27 protein-coding genes and 1 pseudogene are annotated in these 24,591 nt (G+C 57.4%); 10 read left to right on the top strand and 18 right to left on the bottom strand.

The window, feature by feature from the left end:
- Positions 1-70: 70 nt before the first annotated feature.
- The gene (locus N2M06_RS03710) at positions 71-517 is read right to left on the bottom strand and encodes a MarR family transcriptional regulator (RefSeq protein ID WP_346351626.1); all 447 of its coding nucleotides are present in this window, start codon (positions 515-517) and stop codon (positions 71-73) included.
- Between the two features lie 127 nt (positions 518-644).
- On the opposite strand from N2M06_RS03710, the gene N2M06_RS03705 reads away from it, so the two are divergent.
- Both N2M06_RS03705 and N2M06_RS03700 read left to right on the top strand, forming a co-directional pair.
- On the top strand, positions 645-1,772 hold the full coding sequence (locus N2M06_RS03705; protein WP_346351625.1) for a homogentisate 1,2-dioxygenase: 1,128 nt from the start codon (positions 645-647) through the stop codon (positions 1,770-1,772).
- Complete coding sequence (locus N2M06_RS03700; protein ID WP_346351624.1) at positions 1,769-2,767, top strand: fumarylacetoacetate hydrolase family protein; 999 nt, start codon at positions 1,769-1,771, stop codon at positions 2,765-2,767. The genes N2M06_RS03705 and N2M06_RS03700 overlap by 4 nt, the downstream gene beginning before the upstream one ends.
- On the opposite strand, the gene N2M06_RS03695 is transcribed toward N2M06_RS03700, so the two are convergent.
- The 4 genes from N2M06_RS03695 to rpe all read right to left on the bottom strand — a co-directional run bounded on the left by N2M06_RS03695 (position 2,752) and on the right by rpe (position 5,430).
- Positions 2,752-2,952 (bottom strand): hypothetical protein, encoded by a 201-nt coding sequence (locus N2M06_RS03695; protein ID WP_346351623.1) that lies wholly within the window; start codon positions 2,950-2,952, stop codon positions 2,752-2,754. The genes N2M06_RS03700 and N2M06_RS03695 overlap by 16 nt on opposite strands.
- A 115-nt stretch (positions 2,953-3,067) precedes the next feature.
- A complete protein-coding gene (gene trpS / locus N2M06_RS03690; protein ID WP_346351622.1) occupies positions 3,068-4,075 on the bottom strand; it encodes a tryptophan--tRNA ligase in 1,008 nt (335 codons plus the stop codon).
- Between the two features lie 19 nt (positions 4,076-4,094).
- The gene (locus tag N2M06_RS03685; RefSeq protein WP_346351621.1) at positions 4,095-4,763 is read right to left on the bottom strand and encodes a phosphoglycolate phosphatase; all 669 of its coding nucleotides are present in this window, start codon (positions 4,761-4,763) and stop codon (positions 4,095-4,097) included.
- Positions 4,756-5,430, bottom strand: a complete 675-nt coding sequence (gene rpe, locus N2M06_RS03680) for a ribulose-phosphate 3-epimerase (protein WP_346351620.1) — start codon at positions 5,428-5,430, stop codon at positions 4,756-4,758. The genes N2M06_RS03685 and rpe overlap by 8 nt, the downstream gene beginning before the upstream one ends.
- A gap of 244 nt (positions 5,431-5,674) precedes the next feature.
- On the opposite strand from rpe, the gene N2M06_RS03675 reads away from it, so the two are divergent.
- Entirely contained in the window at positions 5,675-5,851 is a 177-nt protein-coding gene (locus tag N2M06_RS03675; RefSeq protein ID WP_346351619.1) for a DUF2970 domain-containing protein, read from the top strand.
- Here N2M06_RS03675 and N2M06_RS03670 read toward each other — a convergent pair.
- From N2M06_RS03670 to pilM, 9 genes and pseudogenes are all read right to left on the bottom strand, one after another.
- Positions 5,848-6,666, bottom strand: coding sequence for a Dam family site-specific DNA-(adenine-N6)-methyltransferase (locus N2M06_RS03670; protein ID WP_019933216.1), 819 nt, complete (start codon positions 6,664-6,666; stop codon positions 5,848-5,850). The genes N2M06_RS03675 and N2M06_RS03670 overlap by 4 nt on opposite strands.
- A 73-nt stretch (positions 6,667-6,739) precedes the next feature.
- Entirely contained in the window at positions 6,740-8,074 is a 1,335-nt protein-coding gene (locus N2M06_RS03665; RefSeq protein ID WP_346351618.1) for an AAA family ATPase, read from the bottom strand.
- 3 nt (positions 8,075-8,077) lie between these two features.
- The gene (gene aroB, locus N2M06_RS03660; RefSeq protein ID WP_317074506.1) at positions 8,078-9,145 is read right to left on the bottom strand and encodes a 3-dehydroquinate synthase; all 1,068 of its coding nucleotides are present in this window, start codon (positions 9,143-9,145) and stop codon (positions 8,078-8,080) included.
- A gap of 15 nt (positions 9,146-9,160) precedes the next feature.
- The gene (gene aroK / locus N2M06_RS03655) at positions 9,161-9,679 is read right to left on the bottom strand and encodes a shikimate kinase AroK (RefSeq protein ID WP_026344579.1); all 519 of its coding nucleotides are present in this window, start codon (positions 9,677-9,679) and stop codon (positions 9,161-9,163) included.
- A gap of 157 nt (positions 9,680-9,836) precedes the next feature.
- Positions 9,837-11,027 (bottom strand): annotated as a pseudogene (pilQ, locus tag N2M06_RS03650) (type IV pilus secretin PilQ); the annotation flags it as partial.
- A gap of 83 nt (positions 11,028-11,110) precedes the next feature.
- Positions 11,111-11,647, bottom strand: coding sequence for a pilus assembly protein PilP (locus tag N2M06_RS03645; RefSeq protein ID WP_346351617.1), 537 nt, complete (start codon positions 11,645-11,647; stop codon positions 11,111-11,113).
- The gene (locus N2M06_RS03640) at positions 11,644-12,228 is read right to left on the bottom strand and encodes a type 4a pilus biogenesis protein PilO (RefSeq protein WP_317074504.1); all 585 of its coding nucleotides are present in this window, start codon (positions 12,226-12,228) and stop codon (positions 11,644-11,646) included. The genes N2M06_RS03645 and N2M06_RS03640 overlap by 4 nt, the downstream gene beginning before the upstream one ends.
- Entirely contained in the window at positions 12,225-12,779 is a 555-nt protein-coding gene (locus tag N2M06_RS03635) for a PilN domain-containing protein (RefSeq protein WP_317074503.1), read from the bottom strand. Before N2M06_RS03635 ends, N2M06_RS03640 begins: the two co-directional genes overlap by 4 nt.
- Positions 12,767-13,825 carry a type IV pilus assembly protein PilM gene (gene pilM, locus N2M06_RS03630; protein ID WP_346351616.1) on the bottom strand — a complete coding sequence of 353 codons (1,059 nt, stop codon included), beginning with the start codon at positions 13,823-13,825 and terminating at the stop codon, positions 12,767-12,769. Before pilM ends, N2M06_RS03635 begins: the two co-directional genes overlap by 13 nt.
- Before the next feature lie 163 nt (positions 13,826-13,988).
- Between pilM and N2M06_RS03625 the strand changes: the two genes are divergently transcribed.
- The gene (locus N2M06_RS03625) at positions 13,989-16,367 is read left to right on the top strand and encodes a PBP1A family penicillin-binding protein (RefSeq protein WP_346351615.1); all 2,379 of its coding nucleotides are present in this window, start codon (positions 13,989-13,991) and stop codon (positions 16,365-16,367) included.
- 51 nt (positions 16,368-16,418) lie between these two features.
- Here the strand turns inward: N2M06_RS03625 and N2M06_RS03620 are convergent, their stop codons facing one another.
- On the bottom strand, positions 16,419-17,264 hold the full coding sequence (locus N2M06_RS03620; RefSeq protein WP_317074500.1) for a Tim44-like domain-containing protein: 846 nt from the start codon (positions 17,262-17,264) through the stop codon (positions 16,419-16,421).
- Between the two features lie 141 nt (positions 17,265-17,405).
- On the opposite strand from N2M06_RS03620, the gene dnaB reads away from it, so the two are divergent.
- On the top strand, positions 17,406-18,800 hold the full coding sequence (gene dnaB, locus N2M06_RS03615) for a replicative DNA helicase (RefSeq protein WP_019933205.1): 1,395 nt from the start codon (positions 17,406-17,408) through the stop codon (positions 18,798-18,800).
- 9 nt (positions 18,801-18,809) lie between these two features.
- Complete coding sequence (gene alr / locus N2M06_RS03610) at positions 18,810-19,898, top strand: alanine racemase (RefSeq protein WP_317074499.1); 1,089 nt, start codon at positions 18,810-18,812, stop codon at positions 19,896-19,898.
- A 73-nt stretch (positions 19,899-19,971) separates the two neighbouring features.
- Here the strand turns inward: alr and N2M06_RS03605 are convergent, their stop codons facing one another.
- From N2M06_RS03605 to zur, 3 genes are all read right to left on the bottom strand, one after another.
- Positions 19,972-20,850, bottom strand: coding sequence for a bile acid:sodium symporter (locus tag N2M06_RS03605; protein ID WP_346351614.1), 879 nt, complete (start codon positions 20,848-20,850; stop codon positions 19,972-19,974).
- Between the two features lie 63 nt (positions 20,851-20,913).
- Positions 20,914-21,120: a hypothetical protein gene (locus tag N2M06_RS03600; protein WP_317074497.1), complete on the bottom strand. Its 207-nt coding sequence runs from the start codon at positions 21,118-21,120 to the stop codon at positions 20,914-20,916.
- Positions 21,121-21,158: 38 nt separating this feature from the next.
- Positions 21,159-21,608, bottom strand: a complete 450-nt coding sequence (gene zur / locus N2M06_RS03595; RefSeq protein WP_317074496.1) for a zinc uptake transcriptional repressor Zur — start codon at positions 21,606-21,608, stop codon at positions 21,159-21,161.
- A gap of 159 nt (positions 21,609-21,767) precedes the next feature.
- Between zur and N2M06_RS03590 the strand changes: the two genes are divergently transcribed.
- The 4 genes from N2M06_RS03590 (at position 21,768) to N2M06_RS03575 (ending at position 24,380) form a co-directional block, all read left to right on the top strand.
- A complete protein-coding gene (locus tag N2M06_RS03590; RefSeq protein WP_014293460.1) occupies positions 21,768-21,950 on the top strand; it encodes a type II toxin-antitoxin system HicA family toxin in 183 nt (60 codons plus the stop codon).
- A 43-nt stretch (positions 21,951-21,993) separates the two neighbouring features.
- Entirely contained in the window at positions 21,994-22,434 is a 441-nt protein-coding gene (locus tag N2M06_RS03585; RefSeq protein WP_317074495.1) for a type II toxin-antitoxin system HicB family antitoxin, read from the top strand.
- 123 nt (positions 22,435-22,557) lie between these two features.
- Positions 22,558-23,556, top strand: coding sequence for a tRNA dihydrouridine(20/20a) synthase DusA (dusA, locus tag N2M06_RS03580; protein WP_346351613.1), 999 nt, complete (start codon positions 22,558-22,560; stop codon positions 23,554-23,556).
- A 95-nt stretch (positions 23,557-23,651) separates the two neighbouring features.
- The gene (locus tag N2M06_RS03575) at positions 23,652-24,380 is read left to right on the top strand and encodes a glutathione peroxidase (RefSeq protein ID WP_019933196.1); all 729 of its coding nucleotides are present in this window, start codon (positions 23,652-23,654) and stop codon (positions 24,378-24,380) included.
- The last annotated feature ends 211 nt before the right edge of the window (positions 24,381-24,591 follow it).

The following is a 24,591-nucleotide window of genomic DNA, read 5'->3' as shown; positions in this document are numbered from 1 at the left end:
ACGACGGCGGGGCCTGCCATAGACTCCGGGTCAAGCCCGGAGTGACAGCTTACAGCTCCCCGAAGGGGCATTACATATTTTCCAGCCGGGTGAGCAGCTGGTTAAGGCTGGCAAGCAGCGGCTTGGTGTCGCCGCCGGTCAGGCCTTCGGCCAGACCGGCTTCCCATTCCAGCACTCTGGGCACCATGCGCTGATGCAGTGCCTTGCCCTCGGGGGTGAGCAAAATGCGGGCGGCGCGCTGGTCCCTGGGGTTGGGCTTGCGCTTTATCAGCTTTTTATCTTCCAGCCCCTGCAGCGCCCGGGACACTTTTACCTTGTCCATGCAGGTGATGTCGGCCAGCTCCCGGGCAATCAGCGAGCGGCCGTCGCCCAGCACCGCCATCAGCCGCCACTCGGGCCGGGTTATGCCAAATTCCTTGCGATAGAAGACGGCCAGCTCGGCCCCTACCCGCTCGGCTACCTGCATCAGTTTGTAGGGTAAAAAGTGTTCCAGCTCCAGCGCGCTCTGCTCATCCATGACTTGCTTCCTGTTTGCCTGTAAAGACAGGAGTGTAACCATTTTTGAACACAAGTTTGAAGCCATGCCGCACATTATGGCCAGGCAGCTATAGTGAGTAAGAGTTTGATCTTCACCGGAGGCAACATTGAAACACCGAGTGTCTTTTCCGCTGCGTGAAGGCGTGCATTCCCGCCAGGCGCATTGCGATTTGCCCGCCGGCAGCTATGAGCGGGAGATTGGCAAAGACGGCTTTTTTGGCCCGGCCACTCATATGTATCACCGCCATCCGCCTACCGGCTGGAGCCATTGGGAGGGATCATTGCGTCCGCGCGCACTGGATACCAACAAGCTGCCCGATATGGGCCCCTGCCCCTGGCATGCGGTTCCTTTGCTTTATAACGAGCATTTATGCGTTCGGTTGTGGCGCTGCAACAGCCCCATGGATCATCTGGTGCGCAACGGCGACGGCGATGAATGCCTGTTTGTGCATGCGGGCAGCGGCGTGCTGTTTTGCGACTATGGCCGGCTGCCCTTCAGCAAGGGGGATTATGTAATTATTCCCCGCTCCACCAGCTGGCGAATTGAGCCGAATGAGCCGGTTACCCTGCTGATGATAGAAGCCACCCACGGCAGCTATCAGCTGGCCGACCGAGGCCCAGCCGGCCAGCATGCCATTTTTGACCCGGGTGTGCTGGAACATCCTCATATAGATGAAGCCTTTGCGGAGCAGGCCGGGCGCGCCGGTGAGTGGCAAGTCAGGCTCAAGGCCCGGGGTCAGTTTAATACCATCACTTACCCCTTTAATCCGCTGGATGCGCTGGGCTGGAAGGGTGACTTAACCGTGCTGCGGCTGAACTGGCGGGATATTCGGCCATTGATGAGCCATCGTTATCATCTGCCGCCTTCTGCGCACAGCACCTGGGTGGCCAGCCACTTTGTGATCTGCACCTTTGTGCCCCGCCCCATGGAGCAGGACGCCGGTGCACTCAAGGTGCCGTTTTTTCATAACAATGACGATTACGACGAGGTGCTGTTTTACCATGAAGGTAATTTTTTCAGCCGGGATAACATTGATGCCGGCATGATCACCTGGCACCCCTGTGGCTTTACTCACGGGCCGCATCCCAAGGCGCTGGCCTCCGCACAGAGCAATTCCCGCACGGCCACCAACGAGGTAGCAGTGATGATTGACAGCCGCTATCCGCTGGAGCTGGCTACCCTTCCTGCCGGTGTGGAGAACACCGATTATGTCAACTCCTGGAGGAAATCGTGAAACTGGCATCTTTAAAAGAAGGCCGCGATGGCAGCCTGATGGTGGTATCCCGGGATTTGCAGCTGGCCTGCCGCGCCGATGGCATTGCAGCTACCCTGCAGGCGGCACTGGATAACTGGGATGAGTGCGAGCGGGGGCTGAACGCCATGTATCAGCGTTTGAACCGTGGTGAATGCGCTCATGCTTTTGCCTTTGATACGGCGGCCTGTGCCGCGCCCCTGCCCCGGGCCTATCAGTGGGCCGACGGCAGTGCCTATGTGAGCCATATAGAGCTGGTGCGCAAAGCCCGTGGGGCCGACATGCCGCCGGGTTTCTGGACCGATCCGCTGATGTATCAGGGCATGTCGGACGGGTTTCTCGGCCCCTGTGAGCCAATTGAGCTGGCGGATGAAGCCTGGGGCATCGACTTTGAAGGGGAAATAGCGGTGATTACCGGCGATGTGCCCATGGGCACCACAGAGGCCAGCGCCCTGCCCCATGTGCGGCTGCTGATGCTGGTAAATGATGTGTCGTTGCGCAACCTTGTTCCCGCAGAGCTGGCCAAGGGCTTTGGCTTTTTTCAGTCAAAGCCCGCTACCAGCTGCTCGCCGGTGGCCGTGACTCCCGACGAGCTGGGCCAGCACTGGCAAAACGCCCGGCTGCACCTGCCGTTGCGGGTCTTTTTAAACAACCAGCTGTTTGGCCACCCCAATGCCGGGGTTGATATGACCTTTGGCTTTGACCGGCTTATTGCTCACGCCTGCTTCAGCCGCCATTTGAGTGCCGGCACCGTGATTGGCTCGGGCACCGTATCCAACCGGGATGAAAGCACCGGCTCCTGCTGCATTGCCGAGCGGCGCACCCGCGAGCTGCTGAACACCGGCGAAGTCAGCACGCCATTTATGCAGTTTGGAGACAGCGTGCGTATGGAAATGCTGGACGAGCAGGGGCGCAGTATTTTTGGGGCCATTGATCAGCAACTGGTGCACTATAAAGCAGCTCAGCTGTCGAGATAGCGCCCCAGGGTGAGCTCACGCTCGCGCTGGCATTCGGCCAGATAAATAGCAGCGGCAACCTGAGCTTTGCTGTGATATTCGTCTATGGCGCGAGAGACCATGCGCTCCAGGGTTTTGTCGTTTTTGGCCATGCGGAACTTGCGCAGCCAATACATTTTATCCTGCAGTTGCTGCTCTGGATTCATAGTTTCATTCATTGATGAGTGTATTCCAAAAGGAAGAAGTAAACAGGGTGAACCTGTTTATTAAGATAGTTGAAAATAATAAACAGTTCCCGCGCCGGGCGCGGGAACAGCAAACTTAACGTGCCCGGGGCACAAAACCAATTACATCATACACTTTGTCGAGGGTTTTCACTGCTTTTTCCCGGGCCTTGCCGGCACCCAGCGTCAGCACCCGGCGCAGCTCGGTTTCGTCTTCCCGCAGCTCATGAAAACGCTGCTGAATGGGCGTAAGCATGTCGAGCACGGCTTCGGCGGTGTCGGTTTTGAGGTGACCGTACATTTTGCCTTCAAAGTGCTGCTCCAGCTCGGCCATGGAGCGGCCGCCGGCACCGGACATGAGGGTAAGCAGGTTAGACACGCCGGGCTTGTTTTGGGGATCGAACTTCACCAGGGGCGGATCGTCCGAGTCGGTGACGGCGCGCTTCAGCTTTTTGGCGATCTTTTTGGGATCTTCCAGCAGGCCGATAAAGTTATTGGCGTTATCGTCCGACTTGGACATTTTTTTGGTGGGCTCCTGCAAACTCATAATGCGGGCACCGTCTTCCGGAATAAAGGGCTCGGGTACGGTAAATACCTCGCCGTACAGCTGATTAAAGCGATAGGCAATATCCCGGGTCAGCTCAAGATGCTGCTTTTGATCATTGCCCACCGGCACCTGATTGGCCTGATAAAGCAGAATGTCGGCAGCCATTAACGCAGGATAAGTAAACAGGCCGGCGTTAATGTTTTCGGCATAGCGGCTGGACTTGTCTTTAAACTGGGTCATGCGCGACAGCTCGCCGAACTGGGTGTAGCAGTTCAGCACCCAGGCCAGCTCGGCGTGTTCGGGCACATGAGACTGAATAAAAATGGTGCTCTGCTCGGGGGTGAGGCCAATGGCCAGATAAAGCGCAGCGGCATCCAGACAAGCAGAGCGCAGGGCCTGCGGGTCCTGGCGCACGGTAATGGCGTGCATATCCACAATGCAATACAGGCAGTCATAGTCCTGCTGCATTTTTACCCACTGGCGCAGGGCGCCCATGTAGTTGCCTATGGTCAGCTGGCCCGAGGGCTGGGCACCGCTGAGTACGATGGGTTTAGCCATGATATTCCTTGTGGTGTATTTAAAGCTTAAGTATTGAAACCAGACCGGCAAAGTCGTCGAGCACCCAGTCGGGCTGGCTGTCGGCAATGGCGCGGCCATAGTTATAGCCGTAGGTGAGCCCTGCCACCGCCATGCCTGCTGCTTTGGCCGCCAGCACGTCGTTTTCGGAGTCGCCCACCATCAGGCTGCGGGCCGGGCTTACATTAAGCTGCCGGCACACATGCAGCAGCGGAGCAGGACTGGGCTTTTTCTCGGTCAGGCTGTCGCCGCCCAGCACCAGTTCAAAATAATCTTCAAGTCCGGCGGCGGCCAGTATGCCCGGCACAAAACGGTAGGGCTTGTTGGTCACCAGCGCCAGCCGTTTACCCGATGCGCGCAACTGCTCAAGGGTGCCGAGCACACCGGGATAAAACACCAGGGTGCCGTGGGCATGGCTGGCGTAGGCCTCGTCAAACCGGTAACGGGCCTGCTGCTGCAGCGTGGCGTCCGGAATATGCCCCAGGGTCGCCGTCAGCGCACGCTGTACCAGCATATCGGCCCCGTTGCCCACCCAGCCGCGCACCGCACTCAGCGGCTGGGTGGCATAATTGAGACTGGTCAGCATGTCGTTGATGGCTTCAGCCAGCTGAGGCACGCTGTCTATTAAGGTGCCGTCGAGATCAAACTGAACCAGATCAAAATCAGCCATGGGCGGCAGCCAGCTCCCGGCGCATGTCGTCAATCACCGCTTTGTAGTCGGGCTGACTGAAAATGGCCGAGCCGGCCACAAACATGTCGGCACCGGCTTCGGCTATTTCCCGAATATTACCGGGCTTGACGCCACCGTCTATTTCCAGGCGAATGTTGCGGCCGCTTTCATCAATGCGGCGACGGGCCTCGCGCAGTTTGTCGAGGGTGCCGGGAATAAAGGACTGACCGCCAAAACCGGGGTTGACCGACATCAGCAGAATAACGTCTACCTTGTCCATGACATAGTCAAGATAGCTTAGCGGTGTGGTCGGGTTAAACACCAGGCCGGCCTGACAGCCCTGCTCGCGAATAAGCCCGAGGGTGCGGTCGATGTGCTCGGATGCTTCCGGATGAAAGGTAATAATGGAAGCACCGGCTTTGGCGAAGTCGGGCACCAGGCTGTCTACCGGCTTAACCATCAGGTGCACATCGATGGGCGCGGTAATGCCATAATCACGCAGCGCCTTGCACACCATGGGGCCTATAGTGAGGTTGGGCACATAGTGGTTATCCATGACATCAAAATGGACCACATCGGCACCGGCCTGCAGCACGTTATCTACGTCTTCGCCCAGACGGGCGAAATCGGCAGACAGAATGGAAGGTGCAATTAAAAAGTCTTTCATCGGGGTTACCTTGAGCGCAAAAAACGCTCCAATTCTACCCCTTCAGAAAGCGGTAAGCTATAACCCCCTCCCAGCCTCCCCCTTAAAAAGGGGGAGGAGACAAAGAAACACCTCCCCTTAAAAAGGGGGAGGAGACAAAGAAACACCTCCCCTTAAAAAGGGGAAGTGTACAGGAGCACACATTCTCCCTCCCCTTTCCAAGGGGAGGGTCAGGGTGGGGTTGGAAGGAATGTAAGGAGTTTAAATGAACTGGAAACACAGATTGCAGGGCGTGCTGGCGGCCTTGTTCGGGGTGCAGTCGGAGCACCATCGCCGGCTGCAGTTTTCCGGCAGCCCCTGGCCCTGGGTGGCACTGGGGGTGGTGTTGATACTGGTATTTGTGCTGGCACTGCTGGGAATTGTAAAAATGGTGCTGTCTTAGCGAAACAGCGCCAGCAGCTCGTTAACCTTTTGCCGGTTATGGCCGTGACGGCTGATGGTGCGCTTGACCGCCACCACATCAAGGCTGGCTTCCCGGTACAGCTCGCGGGTGAGCGGAATATCGTGATTGCTGATCAGCACCGGCACGCCCCTAGCGGCGGTTTCCCGGGCCAGCCGGGCCAGTATGGCCTGATCGTCCAGAGTAAAGCCGTTGGCGGCATAGGTGGTAAAGCTGGCGGTAGTAGACAAAGGTGCATAGGGCGGATCACAGTAAAACACCTGATCCTGAGTGGCATTGGCAAACACCTGGTCATAGCCCTGGCACACAAAGGTGGCTTTTTGCGCTTTTTCGGCAAAAAACCACAGCTCTTTTTCCGGAAAATAAGGCTTTTTATAGGCCCCGAAAGGCACGTTAAAACCGCCCTTGCGGTTGTAGCGGCACAGGCCGTTATAGCCATGGCGGTTCAGATATAAAAACAGCAGGGCTCTGCGCCAGCTGTCCTGCTCCTGATTGAACTCGGTGCGCAGACCATAATAAACGGCTTTGTCGTTGTGCTCAGACACAAACAGGCCCGCAGCCTCGCGCACAAAGGCATCGGGGCGCGTTTTCAGCAGCTGATAGAGGTTGATCAGATCGGCGTTGATATCGGCCAGTATGTAGGCATCGAAGTTCGAGTTCAGAAATACCGAGCCGGCCCCCACAAAAGGCTCAACCAGGGTGCCTGCCTCAGGCAGCCGGCGGTTGATGTTGTCTACCAGACCATATTTGCCGCCGGCCCATTTAAGAAAGGCGCGGGTTTTTGTTACTGTTGCCATGCTTGCCGGACCCGGAACGCAAATAAAGGGCGCGCATTGTAACCCCATGGAAGAGTCATGACCATGGCCATGACTAGGGGGTGGCCTCTTTTTGCACCTGGCCAAAAGGCTTGGGCCAAGGCTTGGCAGCCCTGAGCTCTGCAGGCAGGCGGCCAACTGCCGCTCTGGCCTGCTCGGCTGAGGCAAAATCACCGTGCACCAGCACATACCAGGGCTGACCGTTCAGGTTGCGGGAATAGACCCAGGCCGGTGATAAGTTATGGCGGGTCATCAGCTGATTAAGTGCGTTCTTGTCCCGGCTGGCCATCAGCTGCAGGGTGTAGTGCCCTGCCGGCTGCCGGGAAAGCGCAGCGGGCTGACCGGCTGCCGGCTGTGCCGCCGGCGCACTTTGTGCCTGCTTGCTGACCGCTTGTACGGTTTTGCGCTGCATCAGCTGACTGACCACTTCATCGTCTATGACCACCCGCTCCTTGCTGGTGTCTTTTGGTGTTTCCGCTACCTGAGTGGCCACTTGCGGAGACTCAGGTAAAGGCTCTACCGGCCAGTCACTGACCAGGGCTTCTCCCTGCTCTTCAGCAGCAGGCGTCACCGGCAGGGTGTCAGCGGTCACAGGACCGGCCGGAGGCTCAGGCAGGGATTCAGCCTGAAACGGCTGAGCAACCTGTGCCGGCGGCGCTTCATCCTTGCCCAGCAAGGCACTGACAATCACGCCAAGCCCTACAATAATCAGCCCTGTCAGCAGAATTTTAACCGGCTTTTGCTCCAGCCACTGGCGGTATTCGGGTGTTTTCATGCTTGGCTCCGTACTGACCACAAGATCTCCCGGATAATGCATGCCGGCCAGTTGCCCGGCCGCCGGCGCACTATCCCGGAGGCTGCATAACTGCAGTTTATCTTCTTCGCTCAGTTCAGGAACTTCAAGCTCCAGCACCGGCATTTGCAGCTCCTGCAACAGGGTGCGCACGCCACTGGCCCAGGATGACAACCCCATCAATACCATAAAGGGCCGCTGCGCCGATGGCAGTGCCAGGCTCATTTCGGCCAGCTCCTGCAACTGAGCGTCGGTCAGCCACTGGGCGTTATCCACCACCAGCAGACGCTTGCCGGGTGCGGCGGGCAGCAGCCGGTTTACCGAGTCGGAAAGGGGATCGCCGGCATCAAAGATGGCACCGGCAAACCACTGCTCCAGCAAGGCTTCACGAAATACTTTCTGGCTGGTGATTAGACGGGCGTCGAGCACCACCGGCGTCAGCAACTCACTTTGCTGAGTGAGCAGAGTGGCCAGCGTGGATTTGCCCGCCCCTTTGGGGCCGGATACCAGCGCCAGCTCATGGTCGAGCCGGGCCAGATGCAGCAGCCGTTCTAGCAGCTGCTGCTGGGATGAGAGCGCACGCACAGAGCCGGTCACGATTCAGCTCAGCACCTGTGTCAGCTGGGCTTCTGTGACATCACTGACCACTTGAGCCCGGCCTATGCCCTGGGGCAGCACCAGACGCAACTGACCCGCCAGCACTTTTTTGTCCCGCATCATGTGGGGCAGATAATTGGCTGTGGTCATTTGCTCAGGCCCGGCCACTGGCAGGTTAGCCTGCTCCAGCAAGGCCTGAACCCGGGCCACCTCGGCCTCGGTCATATCACCGCGCAGGCGGGCAGTATGACAGGCCTGCATGGTGCCGGCCGCCACCGCTTCGCCGTGCAGCCAGTTGCCATAACCCATTTCGGCTTCAATGGCATGGCCAAAGGTATGGCCCAGATTAAGCAGCGCGCGCACGCCGTGCTCACGCTCATCACTGGCCACCATGTCGGCCTTGATTTCGCAGCAGCGGCGAATGGCATAAGACAACGCCTCGGTATCGAGCTGTTGCAGACGCGTGATGTTCTGCTCCAGCCAGGCGAAGAAGCCGGCGTCCCAGATAATGCCGTATTTGATCACCTCGGCCATGCCGGCGGCAAATTCGCGCGCCGCCAGTGTGCCGAGGCAATCGGTATCTATCAGCACCAGCTCGGGCTGATAAAAGGCCCCTATCATGTTTTTGCCAAGAGCATGGTTAACCGCGGTTTTGCCGCCCACCGAGGAATCAACCTGAGCCAGCAGTGTGGTGGGTACCTGAATAAAGGGCACACCACGCTGATAGCAGGCAGCAGCAAAACCGGTGAGATCACCGATAACACCGCCCCCCAGGGCGATAAGGGTAGTATCGCGGCCGTGACCGTTTTCCAGCAGCGTGCCCATCACCTGATTAAAGGTGTCGAGATTTTTAAACTGCTCGCCGTCGGGCAGCACCAGGCTTTCTGCCTCAAGCGGAGCCAGTGCTGCCAGCAAGGGCGCAAGATACAGCGGTGCCACTACCTCATTGGTGATCACCAGCACCTTTTTGCCCTTGATGGCACTTTTCAGCAAGGTACCATCGGCAAGCAGGCCACTGGCAATATGAATGGGATAGCTGCGCTCTCCCAGGTTCACGGTTAACCTTTCCATGGAGCTTCTCCGGGCTTACAGGCCAATAAGTTCAACAATCTGGTTGGCCACCAGCTTGGCGCTTTGCTCATCGGTGCGCACCACATAGTCGGCCACTTCCCGATACAGCTCGTTGCGCTCTTCAGCCAGACGCTCCAGCACATCCCGGGGCTCTTCTTTGGTTTGCAGCAAGGGCCGGCGCTTGTCTTTCTGCACCCGGGCCAGCTGTTTTTCTACCGTGGTTTCGAGGTAGACCACTATGCCCCGGGCCGACAGCCGGTTGCGGCTTTCGCGGCTTTTTATTGAACCGCCACCAGTAGCCAGCACTATGCCCTGCAGCTCGCTCAGCTCATTGATGACCTTTTCTTCGCGTAGACGAAAGCCTTCTTCGCCCTCTACATCAAACACCCAGCTGATATCGGCACCGGTACGGCGCTCGATTTCCTGATCGGAGTCATAAAACTCCATGTGCAGTTGCTGCGCCAGGTATTTGCCGATGGTGCTCTTGCCCGCACCCATGGGCCCCACTAGGAAGATATTGCGTTTTTCAGCCATGTTGCACGAAATTCTCACAAACAAATGCGCCCCACGAACACCGCGGGGTCGACGATGAACCTAACCTTGATTTTCTGAAACTGGACGCCGGATTATCGCAACTGCGCCGGCGACTGGCAAGGAGCATGCCGCCACTGTTTATTTTGGCGACAATTCCTTAAATGCTGTCATGCACGATACGGGGGGTGACGAAGATAATCAATTCCCGCTTGCGGTTGGTGTCTTGCGTGCTTTTGAATAAGTGCCCCATTACCGGTATGTCGCCCAGCAGCGGCACCTTGCTCACCCGGCGTAAAATGTCCTGCTGGTAAATGCCTCCCAGCACCAGGGTTTCACCGTCGTTGACCAGCACCTGAGTGGTGACCGACTGGGCATTGATGGAAGGCACCTCAGAGCCGTCAGCCTGAGTGATAAACTCGCCAACGCTGTCTTGAGTGACCAGTAAATCAAGCACCACACGGTGATCAGGCGTAATTTGCGGTGTGACTTCCAGGCTGAGATAGGCATCGGCAAATTCCACATTGGTGCCCTGCTCACTGACGGTGCTGTAGGGAATTTGCACCCCCTGCTGAATCACCGCCGGTTTCTGGTTGGAGGTGGTCACTCTGGGGCTGGCAATAATTTCGGCACGGTTTTCCCGCTCCAGCGCGGTCAGTTCCAGATCGAGAATATTACCGCCGGACAGCTTGGCAATCTGCAGGCCGATGGAGCCGCCTTCCGCCGACACTGGCAGATTGACATTGAGGTTACCCTCGGTTTGGTTGCTGCCGCCGGCGGTGTCGTTGCGGTATTCCCAGTTAATGCCCAGCTCCTGCTCCAGCCCCTCGTTGATGGTGACCATGCGTGCTTCAATTACCACCTGCTTAATGGGAATATCCAGCAGCGTCAGCATGCGGCGCACATTGCTGATGCTTTCCCGCGTGTCTTTAATGACCAGCATATTGGTCCTGTCATCCACCGCTATGGCCCCCCGCTCCGATAACAGCCGGGTGCTTTCATTACTGAGCAGCGCCAGCATGCTGGCCGCTTTGGCGTAATTGATTTGCAAAAATTCGGTCTCCAGCGGGGCCAGCACCTGCTGCGCCTGCTGATTTTCCAGCTGGCTCTGCTCCTGCAGTGCCAGCTCGGCAGCCGGGGCCACCAGCAGAATATTGCCGTTCATGCGCTTATCGAGACCACGCACCTGCAAAATGGTATCCAGTGCCTGCGACCAGGGCACGTTGTCGAGACGCAGAGTCAGATTGCCCTGTACCGAATCGGTGGTGACCAGGTTAACCTGATTGAAATCAGCCAGGATCTGCAGTGCGGTGCGCACCGGAATATCCTGAAAATTCATGGATATGCCCTTATTCCCCTGCTGGCTCAGCTGCTGTGCCATTGCCGGCATCAGCACCAGAGACAGTAACACTGACACCATCAGCCTGCCCATGGTTATTGTTTGCATACGGCGCACTCCTGTTCTTTGCTGACCAGCAACAAGGTGCTTTCACGGCGACTCCAGCACCCCCTGCCATCGGACAGATATTCTTCCAGCACAATACGTTCACGGCTGACCACCCTGACTTCACCATGATGCAGCCCCATTCGGTCACCCGGTGTCACTGTGTGGGTAATGCCGTCGGGCGCAGACACCAGACCTGTGATCAGCCCGCCCTGCTGCAGGGTGCCGCGCATGGACAAGCGCTCAAGTGCATAGTGCTCAAGCGGCTGTTTGGGCCCGCGCATAGCGGGCGCAGTGCAATGAGCGGCAGCGGGTGGTGCGGTGGCGGCCACTTCCGGCACAGGCAGCGCAAAGGGGCTGCGCTGACTGGCCGGCTGATAGGGCTCGGGTACATAGCTGCTGACCGGTGGCACCGGCTCGGGTGCCGCCCCCGGCCGGGTGCGCACATCCAGGGTGTATTGCTGCAGGTTATCCGGATCACCGCAGCTGGCCAGCCCCAGCAGCAGCACCAGCATCAGCGCTTTCATGGCATCTCCTGCGGGTTATATTGATAGGTTTTGGCCTGCATACTCATATTAAGCTGCTCGTTGCCGGTGTGGCTGAGGGTAAAGCTGTCGAGTATGACAATGCGCGGCAGGGCGGCGATATCGGCCACAAAGTGCCCCAGCTGATGATAGCTGCCACTGACAATAATGCGCATGGGCAGCTCGATGGAAAACTTCCCCGGCTGCTCGGCTTCCCAGTTGATGCGCTCTATCTGCAGGCCGTTGTCGGTGGCAATGAAGCTGATGTCGTCGAGCAAACCGGCCACTTCAAGCCGGCTGGGCAGTTTTTGCAGCTCGGTATCAAGCCGCGCTTTAAGAGTTTTGAGCTGTTTTTCATAAGCAGGCAGGGCCGCAGCCTGCGCCGCTTTGGCCTCAAAGGTGTTTTTAAGGCTTGCTTCCCGCTCTGTCATGCGCGCGAGTTCGGCTCTGTTATCACTTAACAGAAACTGCCACATCAGTCCGCACAGCAGCAAACAGACAGCCGCAATAACACCAACTCTCAGGGGCCGTGGCCACTGCCCGATATGCTCAAGCTCCAGTTCGTTAAGCTCTTCCAGGTTCATGGCTGCTCTCCTTGCGGGGTGACCATCACATTCATGGAAAACTGGCTGAGGGGAATGTCGCCGTCACCGGCGGCGTAAATGGCACTGAGCCTGGGTCTGGCAAGCCAGCGGCTGGCCTCCATGCGGCGCAGCATGGCAGCCACCCTGGGGTAGGCTTCGGTTTTGCCCGCCAGCTCAAGGTGCTCGCTGCTGACCTTAAGCGAGTTTAAGTACACACCGGGCGGAACCAGCTCCGGCATCTGATTAAACAGATGCACTGAAAAGGCCCTTTGCTGTTGCAGCTCATCAATCAGCCGGACCCGCTCCAGCAATTGCTCCCGCTGCTGACGAATGGTGCTGATTTCTCCTAACGCCTGATCCAACTGGTTGATCTCGGTTTGCAGATAATGGTTACGCGCCTGCTGCCGGGTGATCTCTTGTGTCAGACGGACATTAAGCAGCGCCATGGCCAGCAAGGTAAGCGCCGAGGCCAGTGCCAGCTGCAGCATAAAGCGTTTTCTTTGCCTGGTTGCACGATCTTGTCGCCAGGGCAGCAGATTTATACGGGACACGGGGTAAAGCTCCTTAGCGCCAGCCCCAGGGCAATGGTGCAGGCAGCGGCACCGGGATAGTCCTGCTCACTGCCACCCAGCAGCCGGTCAAAACGCGGCTGCAGCACGGGAATAGCTAACTCCTGCTCCAGCACGGCGGCCAGCTGGGGCAGCTGGCTGGCGCCCCCGCTGAGAAATAGCGCCTGTGGTGGCCGGCTGTCGGTACCACTGTTAAAAAGGTGCATGTTGCGGCGAAGATGCTGAAGCACATTGTTGATATGCTGCTGACTGGCGTTTTCCTGCAGCTCCGCAGGCAGCGTGTGATCCAGCTTGGCTGCTTCTGCCTGAGCAAAGGGCAGCCCGGTCAGCTCACTCAGTTCACGGGTAAGGTCAGCTCCGCCAAAGTGATTAAGCCGGCTGTGGATCAGCTCGCCCTGCTCCAGCACGCCAAAGCTCAGACACTCGGCACCAATATCGGCCAGCGCCAGCCGCTGCACGCCTATTCGCTCACTGGCCAGCAGGGCATGCGCGGCCCTTGCCAGCGCGTGAATGCCAATATCCATTACCTGCACGCGCCAGCCTGCCAGCTCAAGGGCTGAAACCCGGCTGGCAATGCTTTCTTTGCGGGCGGCACTGAGCAGAATGTTTTCTCTGTCGGGGCGCTGCGGGTTGGTGCCCAGACGTTCAAAGTCCAGACTGATATCTGCCAGAGAAGAGGAAATATGCTGCTCGGCTTCCAGACTTATTTGTTGCTCCAGCTCCTCATCGGTCAATCCTCTGGGCAAGGCAATAATTTTGCTGGTGACATTGCTGCCGGAGACCGCGGTGGCCGCAACCCCCGCACGACTGCCAAGCTCACGGCGTAACCGCCTGAGCGCTTCACCAACAGCCGCAATATCCTGTATTTGATGATCCACCATACTGTGAACAGGAGCAGGAACCATGGCCATGGCTGCCAGCTGCATGTGCTCCGGCCGGCCTTTCAGGACCACCGCCTTGAGATTGGCCGAGCCCAAGTCCACACCCACCATCCATTCTGTATCCCGCATTCTGAGCAGACTAAACATGAGCGTCCATACCCTTGTTTTTATTAATGTCTTTAAGCTTAGACGGCCTTGGGGCCAAGGTTGGAATCAGGCTAAATATAGCCAAAAGCGCTCGAACATAACGGCGCTCACAGGATATACTTCGTGGCTACTGGTTAAAAAATGATTTATTGGGTTAACTTGCATGTTTAAATGGCTTATTCGCCTGCTCAGTCTTGTGTTCTTTCTGGGCTTATCGGGCATAGTGGCACTGTTGGTGCTGTATCAGCAGATAGGTGCTGAGTTGCCTGATGTGTCTGCGCTGAAGGAAGTTCGTCTGGAAACACCGATGCGAATTTACAGCCAGGACAACGAACTTATTTCGCAATATGGTGAGCAGCGCCGCACGCCCGTATCCATTGAGCAAATGCCCCAGCCACTGATTGACGCCTTTCTGGCTACCGAAGATGCCCGCTTTTATGAGCACCCCGGCATCGATCCTGTGGGTATTGTGCGGGCCGCCATGGTATGGCTGAGCACAGGAGAAAAACGTCAGGGGGCCAGTACCATTACCCAGCAGGTGGCCCGCAACTTTTTTCTGACCCGGGAAAAAACCATAGTGCGCAAGGTAAAGGAGATTTTTCTTGCCCTGCACATTGAAAAACAGCTGAGCAAGAATGAAATTCTGGAGCTGTATCTGAATAAAATTCCGTTGGGACACCGCTCCCACGGCGTGGGTGCCGCGGCTCAGGTATATTACGGCAAGGACCTGGCGGACCTGACCCTGGCAGAAATGGCCATGATTGCCGGTCTGCCCAAGGCCCCCTCCATTCTGAACCCCATCAGTCATCCGCACCGGGCCGAAGAACGCCGCGCCGTGGTGCTGGGCCGTATGCTGGAAACCGGAAAAATTACTCAGGCTCAATATAACGAGGCCATGGCCGCACCGGTAAAAGCCCGTTATCACGGTGCCGAAATTACCCTGAATGCGCCTTACCTGGCAGAAATGGCCCATCAGTTTGCACTGACCCTGTTTGGCGAAGAAGCCTACACCCGGGGCCTGAATATTTACACCACAGTACATGCAGACGAGCAGCAGGCGGCCAATGAAGCCTTGGTTAACGGCCTGCTGGGTTACGACCTGCGCCATGGCTACCGTGGCCCTGCTGCTACCCTGTGGCAGGGTGGCACGCCCTGGAATGAAGAACAGATCACCGAGCACCTTGATACGCTGCCGGACTACTGGCCTCTGTTGCCGGCAGTGGTAACCGGTGTGAGCGAACGCAGTGCGACCGTGGTGATTAAGGACAAGGGCAGCAGCACCCTTGAATGGGACGGCCTGAAGTGGGCCCGGGCCTATATTGCCGACAATCGTCAGGGACATGCTCCCAAGCAGGCCAGCGAGATTGTAAAGGCCGGCGAGCAAATCTGGGTGCGCCCTCAGGGTGAGGGCTGGATGCTGGGCCAGGTGCCTGAAATTAACGGTGCTCTGGTGGCGCTGGAACCACAGACAGGTGCGGTAACGGCGCTGAGCGGCGGCTTTAACTTTACGCTGAACAAGTTTAACCGGGTGAATCAGGCTGAGCGCCAGATGGGTTCCAATATCAAACCCTTTATCTATTCCACCGCGCTGGATCATGGTTTTACCCTAGCCAGCCTGGTGAATGATGCGCCCATTAACCATTGGGATGCCGGCAGCGGCAACTCATGGAAGCCGCGCAACTCACCCAATGTTTATGACGGCCCCATTCGGGTGCGAGAGGCGCTGGCTCGTTCAAAAAACGTGGTGTCTATCCGCCTGCTGCGCGACAGTGGCATTGCCAATGCCATGCAGCGCCTGAATGACTTTGGCTTTGATACGGCCAGCATTCCTGCTACCGAGAGCCTGGCACTGGGTTCACCGTCGGCTACGCCGCTGCAGATGGTGACCGGCTATGCTGCCTTTGCTAACGGTGGCTACAGGGTATCGCCTTTTGTGGTGGAGCGTATTGAAGATGCCAATGGTCTGGTGCTGTATCAGGCAGCACCGGAGCAACAGCGCATCATCAGTGAGGAAAACGCCTTCTTGATCAGCTCGGCGCTGGGCTCGGCCATTCAGGGCGGAGCCAGTGGCAGCCGCCGCTGGAATGGTACCGGCTGGCGGGCGGGCCGGGCACTGGGGCGCACCGATATTGCCGGCAAAACCGGCACCACCAATGACTCCCGGGACGCCTGGTTTTCGGGCTTTAACCCCAACCGGGTGGCCACTGCCTGGGTAGGCTTTGATGACTTTGGCCGCCCGCTGGGCCGCACCGCCTATAACCCCAATCTGGGGCGGGATCAGGTGGCCGGTGGTGAGTTTGGTGGCAGTACTGCGCTGCCCATCTGGGCGGATTATATGAAAGTGGCGCTGTCGCATTTTCCCGAGCAACCGCGCAGTGTGCCCGCCGGGCTGGTGTCGGCGAGCATAGATACCAGCACAGGTTTGCTGAGCAGCCAGGGGCGCACCGAGTATTTTGTGAAAGGCACCGAGCCTCAGCGCTACAGCCGGCCCGACAGCCACCAGCAGTTTGGCGGCACCAGTGTGACCGACGAGTTGTTTTAAACCACCATAAAAAAGGGCAGCCCGAGGGCTGCCCTTTTGATTTCGGGTTAATCAGGCCAGATCTTCCAGGCCCACAATCAGCCAGGGCGCATCGGGCTGGGTCAGGTCCCGCTCCAGGTGCCAGATTTCATTGATATCCTGCTCCACATTTTCAGCACTGTCGCGGTAGCGGCCGCTGAACTTGAGGCTGACCTGGGCCTGATAGGAAGTGTGATCGGCACGAACCAGCTCGGCATCCACAAACATCACTTCAGTGTGTTGCTCGCCGCTCAGGGTGGCGCGCTCACGGCTCAGCTCGGCAAACAGCTCAGGCGACATATATTCACGCATTTTTTCCAGATTGTTCTGGTTCCAGGCCTCTTGCAGCGTACGGTAGTGCTCACGGGAGCCCTGCAAAAACGCCTGCAGGTCAAAACCGGGAGGCAGGCTGAAAGGCACATCAGTCTGGCCAAAGCCGCCGGTTGCACCGGCAACCGGTGCCTGAGGCGGTGCCTCAAAACGCTGAGGGCCATTATAGGCGGGCTGTTGTGCCTGTGCCTTGCCCCGGCGCAGCGCCCGGAACAACATAACGGCACCAAAGGCCAGACCGGCAATCAGTATGAAATCCATGAACTGAAAGCCTTCAAAAGCACCGGAGCCCAGCAGGGCCGCAAACAGACCACCGGCCAGCAGGCCACCCAGCAAACCGCCCATCAGGCCGGACTTTTTGGACTGGGGCTGAGTCTGGTTGGTGTTATTGCGGTTAATATTCTGCTGAGCGGGCTGGGCCGGTGCTGTTTTGAACGACTTACCCACAGAGCGGCTGCCGCCGCCCATTTTACGGGCTTCGGCATCAAAGGCGGTGGCGGTGAGGCCGACCGCAAAAATCAGAGTAAAAAGTGCAAGCAATTTGCGCATGGTTATTTCCTTGGTTAACGGGCTGGTAACATCCTAATGCAGTGACATGTTATGTCAATATTCTCGGCAGACAACTTTGAACCTTTCAGTTACCGGTAAAAATTCCGATAATGACGTTTTGCTCAATCAGTGAGAATTTAGATGACAGACAAGACCGCCGCCCGGTCCGATCAGGCCCTGGCCCAGCTGAAAATGCCCCCTCATTCCTTTGAAGCAGAGCAATCTGTGCTGGGCGGCTTGCTGCTGGACAACAACGCCTGGGACAGAGTGGCGGAAAAGGTCTCGGATGCCGACTTTTACAGCCGGCCGCACCGGCTGGTGTTTCAGGCCATGCAGCGGCTGAGCCAGAACAACAGCCCCATTGATCTGATCACGGTGCAGGAAGAACTGGAACGCCACGAAGCCCTGGAAACCGTGGGCGGTTTCTCCTATCTGGTGGAAGTAGCCAAAAACACGCCCAGCGCCGCCAACATAGGTGCCTATGCCGACATAGTACGCGAGCGGGCCGTGGTACGGGAAATGATCTCGGTGGCCAATGAAATTGCCGAGGCCGGTTTTGACCCCCAGGGGCGCAGTTCGGCCGATCTGCTGGATTTGGCAGAAAGCCGGGTGTTCAAAATTGCCGAGAGCCGTACCAATGCCAATGAAGGGCCACAACCACTGCGGCACCTGCTTGAAAAGACGATCGATCGCATAGAGGAATTATTTAAAAATCCGCACCAGGGCATTACCGGTGTCTCTACCGGATACAATGATCTGGATAAAAAAACTGCCGGACTGCAGTCTTCCGATCTGATTATAGTGGCAGCACGCCCCTCTATGGGTAAAACCACTTTTGCAATGAATCTTTGCGAGCACGCTGCACTGACAAATGACAAACCAGTACTCATATTCTCCTTGGAAATGCCATCTGAGCAGATTATTATGCGGATGCTTGCATCCCTGGGAAGAATCGATCAAACCCGTATTCGAACCGGGCAGCTGGATGATGAAGACTGGGGCAGATTGTCTTCCACCATGGGCATGTTGCTGGAAAAGGGTCAGCTTTATATTGATGATTCTTCCGGCCTGACGCCAACCGAAGTTCGCTCCCGCGCCCGTCGCGTGGCCCGCGAACATGGAGGCCTCAGCATGATCATGATTGACTATCTGCAGCTGATGACGGTGCCCAGCCTGGCGGATAACCGGACTCTGGAGATTGCGGAAATCTCACGCTCGCTCAAGGCGCTGGCCAAGGAGCTGGAAGTGCCCGTGGTGGCACTGTCTCAGCTGAACCGAAGCCTGGAGCAACGGGCCGATAAACGGCCGGTCAACTCGGATCTGCGGGAATCCGGCTCCATTGAGCAGGATGCCGACCTCATCATGTTTATCTACCGGGACGAGGTCTATCACGAAGACAGCCCCGACAAAGGTATCGCTGAAATCATTATCGGCAAGCAACGTAACGGACCCATAGGCAAGGTGCGGCTGACGTTTCAGGGGCAGTTCTCCCGCTTTGATAACTACGCCGGACCGGATTTCGATGATGATTATTAAGGAGCGAAGATGGATGCACGGGGAGCGGTGGCCCGCATCAGTCTGGAGGCAATTCGGCACAACCTGAAGGTGGCAAAACAACATGCCCCTGACGCCAGCGCCATTGCCGTAGTAAAAGCCAATGCTTACGGCCACGGTGATCTTGCCGTGGCGGCAGCCCTGGAGCAGGACGCCGACATGTTTGCGGTGGCCCGCTTTGAAGAAGCCCAGCGCCTGCGCGCCGGCGGCATTCAGTTGCCCATTCTGCTGCTGGAAGGTTTTTTTAATATTGACCAGCTGCACTATGCAGCCCGCCACAACTTTCACCTGTGTGTGCACAGCCATGAACAGCTGGCCGCGCTGGAGCGCACTCCCCTTGCAGCTCCGGTCACCGTATGGGTAAAAATTGACTCCGGTATGCACAGGGTGGGTTTTTTGCCGGAAGAAGCCGATGCCGTATTTGCCCGCCTGAGCAAGCTGTCGCAGGTGGTGCAGCCGGTAAATGCCATGACGCATTTTGCCCGCGCCGATGAACCCGACAACCGGGGTGCCACTGATGAGCAGATTGCCCGCTTCAAGGCGGTAACCGAAGGCCGGGTAAAGCACACTGCTCTGTGCAACTCCGCCGGCGTGCTGGCCTTTCCCGATGCCCATGCCGACTTTATTCGCCCGGGCGTGATGCTCTATGGCATTACTCCCTTTGGCGAGCAACAGGGCACCGACGTTGGCCTGCGCCCGGCGATGAACTTTACCACTACGCTGATTGCGGTGCGCGAGCACAAGGCCGGCGAGCCGGTGGGTTATGCCGGCAGCTGGGTCAGCCCCCGGGATACCCGCATTGGCGTGATTGCCGTGGGCTACGGCGACGGTTATCCGCGCATGGCCCCGGCAGGCACCCCTGTGCTGGTGAACGGCCGCCGGGTGACGCTGGCCGGCCGGGTATCCATGGACATGGCCACGGTGGATCTGGGCCCGGATGCCACCGATAAGGTAGGTGATGAAGTCATTCTGTGGGGCGACGGCCTCGCTGCCGAAGAAGTGGCCCGCCATGTGGGCACCATTGCCTATGAGCTGGTAACCCGCATGACCGCCCGCCCCCGGCTGGAGTACACCGACTAAATGACAAGGTTGGGACTCGTTCCAACCCTTCTTCATCAAAAAGCCCGGTTGTATTCAACCGGGCTTTTTTGTTTCATGCCTCTCGCCACTGTACCGGCTGTTGCCGGCGGCGAAACCATCCCAGCAGCAGCAACGCCGGAATATTCATTACAATGCCATAAAGCAGGGCCATCAGCGCCAGCTCATCGGAGCCGAGCTGAGTGTAGGCCACCATAATGGCAATGGCAGCATTCTGAATGCCGGTTTCAAACGCCAGACTGCGGCAGGCGGCCTCGGAACAGCCTGTAAGCCGCGCGATCCAGAACCCCGCTCCCAGTGCCAGTGCACACAACAGCATCATGGCCAGCGCCGCGCCGCTCCACAAAGAGGGCAAGGCGTCACGGTGACGTGCCACCAGCACTATCAGCAGCAATAAAAACGCCAGACTCACTACCTTTTTCAGACGGGGCTGATATTGCTGCACCCAGATACACCAGCGCCGGCGCACCAGCATGCCCAGCACCACAGGTACAATGCAGATAAGCGCCAGCTGTGCCATGGCCGGCCCCAGCGGCAAAGACAATCCCGCTTGTTGCTGGCCCAGCCAGCTCAGCTGCAACACCACGGATACGGGCATCCACAAGGGAGCAAGCAGCCCTACAAAGGCGGTCAGGCTGATAGACAGTGCTGTGTCACCGTCTGCCAGAAAGCTGAACATATTGGAGGTGGCTCCGCCGGGGGCCGATGCTACCAGAATGAGTGCGGCACCCAGCAGTGGCGGCAACGCCAGCAACACTATCAGTAACCAGGCCAGCAGCGGCAGTAATAACCACTGCAGCACCAGGCCGGTAAACAGAGCCCGGGGCCGGTGTAGCAAACGGCGAAAATGGCCGGGCTCCAGCGTGGTGCCCATGATCAGGGTCATCAGCCCCAGCAGCAGGGGCAACATCAGATTAATCAGCGGCTCATTCATGCCGGCACTCCGCACTCAAAAATGGCATGCTAGCACGATGGCGCTTTAAGGTTCTGACTCAGGTCATTTTTTGACGTTAAAACGCTGCTCGAACACACCATCGGCAGCATGCCACTTGAGGTAATACCAGGGGTTGTCGGTTTGCCAGACCGGAAAGGTCAGCTCAATTTTATTGTCTTCATAGCGATACAGCGAGGTGCTTAAATGCACCTCGCTGGCCAGAAACAATAAAAACAGCAGGAATATGATTGACCGTATTAATGCACCCATGGATCCGCCCTTGTGGTGGTGACATTAATACAAGCATATCAGCTGGTGGTGTTTTCGCCGGCACAGTGCCGGCACTGGCCGTGGGCCTCAATGGACTGGCTGGTAATGGCAAAGCCGTGCAGCTCAGCCTGATGCTCAAAGGCATGGTTAATCGCCTCGTCGTGCAGCTCTATCACATTGCCGCACTGAGTGCAGATAAGCAGCTGCATGGGGTGATGCTCGGCAAAATGCTCGCAGAACAAAAAGGCATTCAGCGACTCCACCTTATGTACAAAACCCTGGGCCAGCAAAAAGTCCAGCGCCCGGTAAACCGTGGGCGGCTTGGCATGGGGCTCCAGCTCTTTAAGCTGATCCAGCAGCTCGTAAGCGCTCACCGCTCCCTTATGACCAGCGATTAAAGTGAACACATGACGGCGGGTGGGCGTAAAACGCACACCACGCTGGTTACACAGCCGCTCGGCACGCTCAAGTTGTTGTTGCACAGACATAAATCAGGCTCATTAAAAGGCTACTGGGCGTATTCTACCACAGCCGCCCCGCCCTTCCTGCGCCCGGGCAGTCTCTGGACCCATTTCTTCCTACTTTGCCCGTCTTGCGCCCTGTGTGTATGCGTGTGTAGAATGAGTTCACTTGGTTAGGAGGCTCTAATGACGTCAGGCGACCTGATCAAGGAATTGAAGGCCGCCGGCTGCGAGCTCAAACGGCAGGGCAAAGGGAGTCACGAGATATGGTACTCACCAATCACGGGCAGAACCTTCCCGGTGCCACACCCGAAGAAATCGCTGCCGGTCGGCACTATCAAGTCCATTAAGAAAGCGGCGGGGATCTAACCCCCCGCTCCTTGGGCCTGACACTATGCTAGCGGAGGTGCTTATGTTGTTTTCAGTCGGTGTTGAATATCCGTCCCATGACGGCGAGGCGCTCGGCCTGGTGGTGCCTGCGCTTTGTAATGATGATTATGCCTGCTTCAGTGCAGCTGACAGTGAAGCGCAAGTGAAAACTATGGCCACAGAAGCCATTGCCATGGTGGTAGAGGAAATGGTCAGCAATGGCCATGGCGTTGACGGCATCAAGGATCTTGGCCCGCGTCATTACCGGCAGATGGAAGACTATAACCACTGCGATGGCTGGCTGTTGCTGGACGTGGATTTAACCGAGTTTATGGGCAAGCCAAAGCGGATTAACGTCAGTCTGCCGGATGGTCTTATTCAGCTGATTGATACTCGGGTGAAGGCATCACAGGGCCAATACCGCGACCGCAGCCACTTTCTGGCCGTGGCCAGCCGCCACGAACTGGAAGAACACTCAATCTAAGCTATCTTGCCGAAGGCAGCAGCCTTCGGCATCAATGTCATTACCCTCCTTCGCCCGGGCTTGGGTCTGTGAGCCGGCTTGGGTATAATGCGCGCCCTCTTGTTCAAAAAGTCATCATTGCTCATGTTTCAATACTCCAGCGCCCGTTTCTCCGTTGCCCCCATGCTCGACTGGACTGACCGCCATTGCCGCTATTTTCACCGGCTGATGAGCCGCCATGCCCAGTTGTATACCGAAATGGTGACCACAGGGGCCATTATTCACGGCAAGGGCGACTATCTGGTTTATAACGAGCAGGAGCATCCGCTGGTGCTGCAGCTGGGCGGTAACGATCCGCAGGCGCTGGCCCAGTGCGCACGCCTGGCTGAAGAGCGTGGTTACGATGAAATTAACCTGAACGTGGGCTGCCCGTCGGATCGGGTGCAGAACGGCCTCTTTGGTGCCTGCCTGATGGCACACCCGCAAACCGTGGCCGACGGCGTGGCTTCCATGAAGGCGGCGGTGTCCATTCCGGTGACGGTAAAAACCCGCATTGGCATTGATGAGCAGGACAGCTACGAGTTTCTGTGCACCCTGGTAGATAAGATAACGGATGCTGGTGTGGATGCGCTGATAGTGCATGCCCGCAAGGCCTGGCTGCAAGGGCTGAGCCCCAAGGAAAACCGGGAAATTCCGCCGCTGGACTATGAGCGGGTATATCAGCTCAAACGGGATTATCCCGCCCTGACCATGGCGGTGAACGGCGGCATTAAAACCCTGGAAGAAGCTCACACTCACCTGCAGCAACTGGACGGCGTTATGGTTGGCCGTGAGGCATATCAAAACCCCTATATGCTGGCACGGGTAGATGCCGAGCTGTTTGATGATCATCATGAGGTACCCAGCCGCCATCAGGTGATCCGCAACCTGCTGCCTTACATAGAACAGGAGCTGAGCCGGGGCACTTATCTTGGCAATATCACCCGCCATACTCTGGGTATTTTTCAGGGCATGCCGGGAGCCCGGGGCTGGCGTCGTTATTTAAGCGAAAACGCTCACAAGCGGGGTGCCGGTCCGGAAGTGGTGGAAGCGGCCATGGCCAGAGTGCCTGAAGATCATGAAGCGCTGACTCAATTGGTTTAACCTATCAAAGGGAAAGAGTTAAACAACTTTCCCTTTTGAACCTACCGAGCAATACTGAGTCCTATCAAAGACGCACCAACACAAGGACTCAAATCATGCTTACAGACAAAACCGGTCAGCGCGTGCCTCAGGCAGTTTTCCGTACCCGTCAGAATGATGAGTGGGTTAATGTGACCACCGACGAGCTGTTCAGCGGTAAAACCGTGGTGGTGTTTTCTCTGCCCGGTGCCTTTACACCCACCTGTTCATCCACTCACCTGCCCCGCTATAACGAACTGGCCCCTGTGCTGTTTGAAAACGGCGTGGATGACATTATCTGCATGAGCGTCAACGATACTTTTGTGATGAATGCCTGGCTGGCAGATCAGGAAGCGGAGCACATTCATGTGATCCCCGACGGCAACGGCGAGTTTACCGATGGCATGGGCATGCTGGTCGACAAGCAGGATCTGGGCTTTGGCAAACGCTCCTGGCGCTATTCCATGCTGGTGAAAGACGGCGTGATCGACAAAATGTTTATTGAGCCAGAGAAGCCCGGCGACCCCTTTGAAGTATCCGATGCCGACACCATGCTGGCTTATATCAACCCGGAAGCAGCCAAGCCCTCGGCCATCACCGTATTCAGCAAGCCGGGCTGCCCCTTCTGCGCCCGTGCCAAGCAAATGCTGCTGGACCGCAAGATGCGCTACGAAGAGGTTATTATCGGTCAGGATGCCACCAGCATCAGCCTGAAGGCAGTATCCGGCCGCAGCACGGTTCCTCAGGTGTTTATTGACGGCCGCCACATTGGTGGCAGTGACGAACTGGCTGAATTTCTGGGCTAAGCCTGACCCAGGCGAAGTATCAACAGGGTTGCTTCCACCGACACGCTTCAAGCCCTTCCATGGGACGCTCGGCAAATGTCATCCCTGACATTTGACGGTCGGTTACAGCAATCCCTGTTGCTCCTTCGCCAGACTGTGCATTACGTATCTTTTCATTCTCACCAGAATCGGGGATCATGCTTATAACGGAGTTGATAACCATGGTGAACAG

Source organism: Oceanimonas sp. AH20CE76 (genome assembly GCF_039654065.1).
GTDB lineage: Bacteria > Pseudomonadota > Gammaproteobacteria > Enterobacterales > Aeromonadaceae > Oceanimonas > Oceanimonas smirnovii.
Note: the sequence above shows the minus strand (reverse complement) of the source record. Positions and strands in the feature narration are given on the sequence as shown.

Excerpts from the sequence above, each read along its gene's own strand:
- N2M06_RS03710 (WP_346351626.1), bottom strand. The coding sequence starts at position 517 with ATGGATGAGCAGAGCGCGCTGGAGCTGGAACACTTTTTACCCTACAAA.
- N2M06_RS03585 (WP_317074495.1), top strand. The coding sequence starts at position 21,994 with ATGTTGTTTTCAGTCGGTGTTGAATATCCGTCCCATGACGGCGAGGCG.
- dusA (WP_346351613.1), top strand. The coding sequence starts at position 22,558 with ATGTTTCAATACTCCAGCGCCCGTTTCTCCGTTGCCCCCATGCTCGAC.
- N2M06_RS03640 (WP_317074504.1), bottom strand. The coding sequence starts at position 12,228 with ATGAACCTGGAAGAGCTTAACGAACTGGAGCTTGAGCATATCGGGCAG.
- N2M06_RS03575 (WP_019933196.1), top strand. The coding sequence starts at position 23,652 with ATGCTTACAGACAAAACCGGTCAGCGCGTGCCTCAGGCAGTTTTCCGT.
- trpS (WP_346351622.1), bottom strand. The coding sequence starts at position 4,075 with ATGGCTAAACCCATCGTACTCAGCGGTGCCCAGCCCTCGGGCCAGCTG.
- N2M06_RS03645 (WP_346351617.1), bottom strand. The coding sequence starts at position 11,647 with ATGAAAGCGCTGATGCTGGTGCTGCTGCTGGGGCTGGCCAGCTGCGGT.
- zur (WP_317074496.1), bottom strand. The coding sequence starts at position 21,608 with ATGTCTGTGCAACAACAACTTGAGCGTGCCGAGCGGCTGTGTAACCAG.
- aroK (WP_026344579.1), bottom strand. The coding sequence starts at position 9,679 with ATGGCTGAAAAACGCAATATCTTCCTAGTGGGGCCCATGGGTGCGGGC.
- dnaB (WP_019933205.1), top strand. The coding sequence starts at position 17,406 with ATGACAGACAAGACCGCCGCCCGGTCCGATCAGGCCCTGGCCCAGCTG.
- N2M06_RS03600 (WP_317074497.1), bottom strand. The coding sequence starts at position 21,120 with ATGGGTGCATTAATACGGTCAATCATATTCCTGCTGTTTTTATTGTTT.
- aroB (WP_317074506.1), bottom strand. The coding sequence starts at position 9,145 with ATGGAAAGGTTAACCGTGAACCTGGGAGAGCGCAGCTATCCCATTCAT.
- rpe (WP_346351620.1), bottom strand. The coding sequence starts at position 5,430 with ATGAAAGACTTTTTAATTGCACCTTCCATTCTGTCTGCCGATTTCGCC.
- N2M06_RS03675 (WP_346351619.1), top strand. The coding sequence starts at position 5,675 with ATGAACTGGAAACACAGATTGCAGGGCGTGCTGGCGGCCTTGTTCGGG.
- N2M06_RS03695 (WP_346351623.1), bottom strand. The coding sequence starts at position 2,952 with ATGAATCCAGAGCAGCAACTGCAGGATAAAATGTATTGGCTGCGCAAG.
- N2M06_RS03605 (WP_346351614.1), bottom strand. The coding sequence starts at position 20,850 with ATGAATGAGCCGCTGATTAATCTGATGTTGCCCCTGCTGCTGGGGCTG.
- N2M06_RS03620 (WP_317074500.1), bottom strand. The coding sequence starts at position 17,264 with ATGCGCAAATTGCTTGCACTTTTTACTCTGATTTTTGCGGTCGGCCTC.
- pilM (WP_346351616.1), bottom strand. The coding sequence starts at position 13,825 with ATGTTTAGTCTGCTCAGAATGCGGGATACAGAATGGATGGTGGGTGTG.
- N2M06_RS03670 (WP_019933216.1), bottom strand. The coding sequence starts at position 6,666 with ATGGCAACAGTAACAAAAACCCGCGCCTTTCTTAAATGGGCCGGCGGC.
- N2M06_RS03590 (WP_014293460.1), top strand. The coding sequence starts at position 21,768 with ATGACGTCAGGCGACCTGATCAAGGAATTGAAGGCCGCCGGCTGCGAG.
- alr (WP_317074499.1), top strand. The coding sequence starts at position 18,810 with ATGGATGCACGGGGAGCGGTGGCCCGCATCAGTCTGGAGGCAATTCGG.
- N2M06_RS03685 (WP_346351621.1), bottom strand. The coding sequence starts at position 4,763 with ATGGCTGATTTTGATCTGGTTCAGTTTGATCTCGACGGCACCTTAATA.
- N2M06_RS03625 (WP_346351615.1), top strand. The coding sequence starts at position 13,989 with ATGTTTAAATGGCTTATTCGCCTGCTCAGTCTTGTGTTCTTTCTGGGC.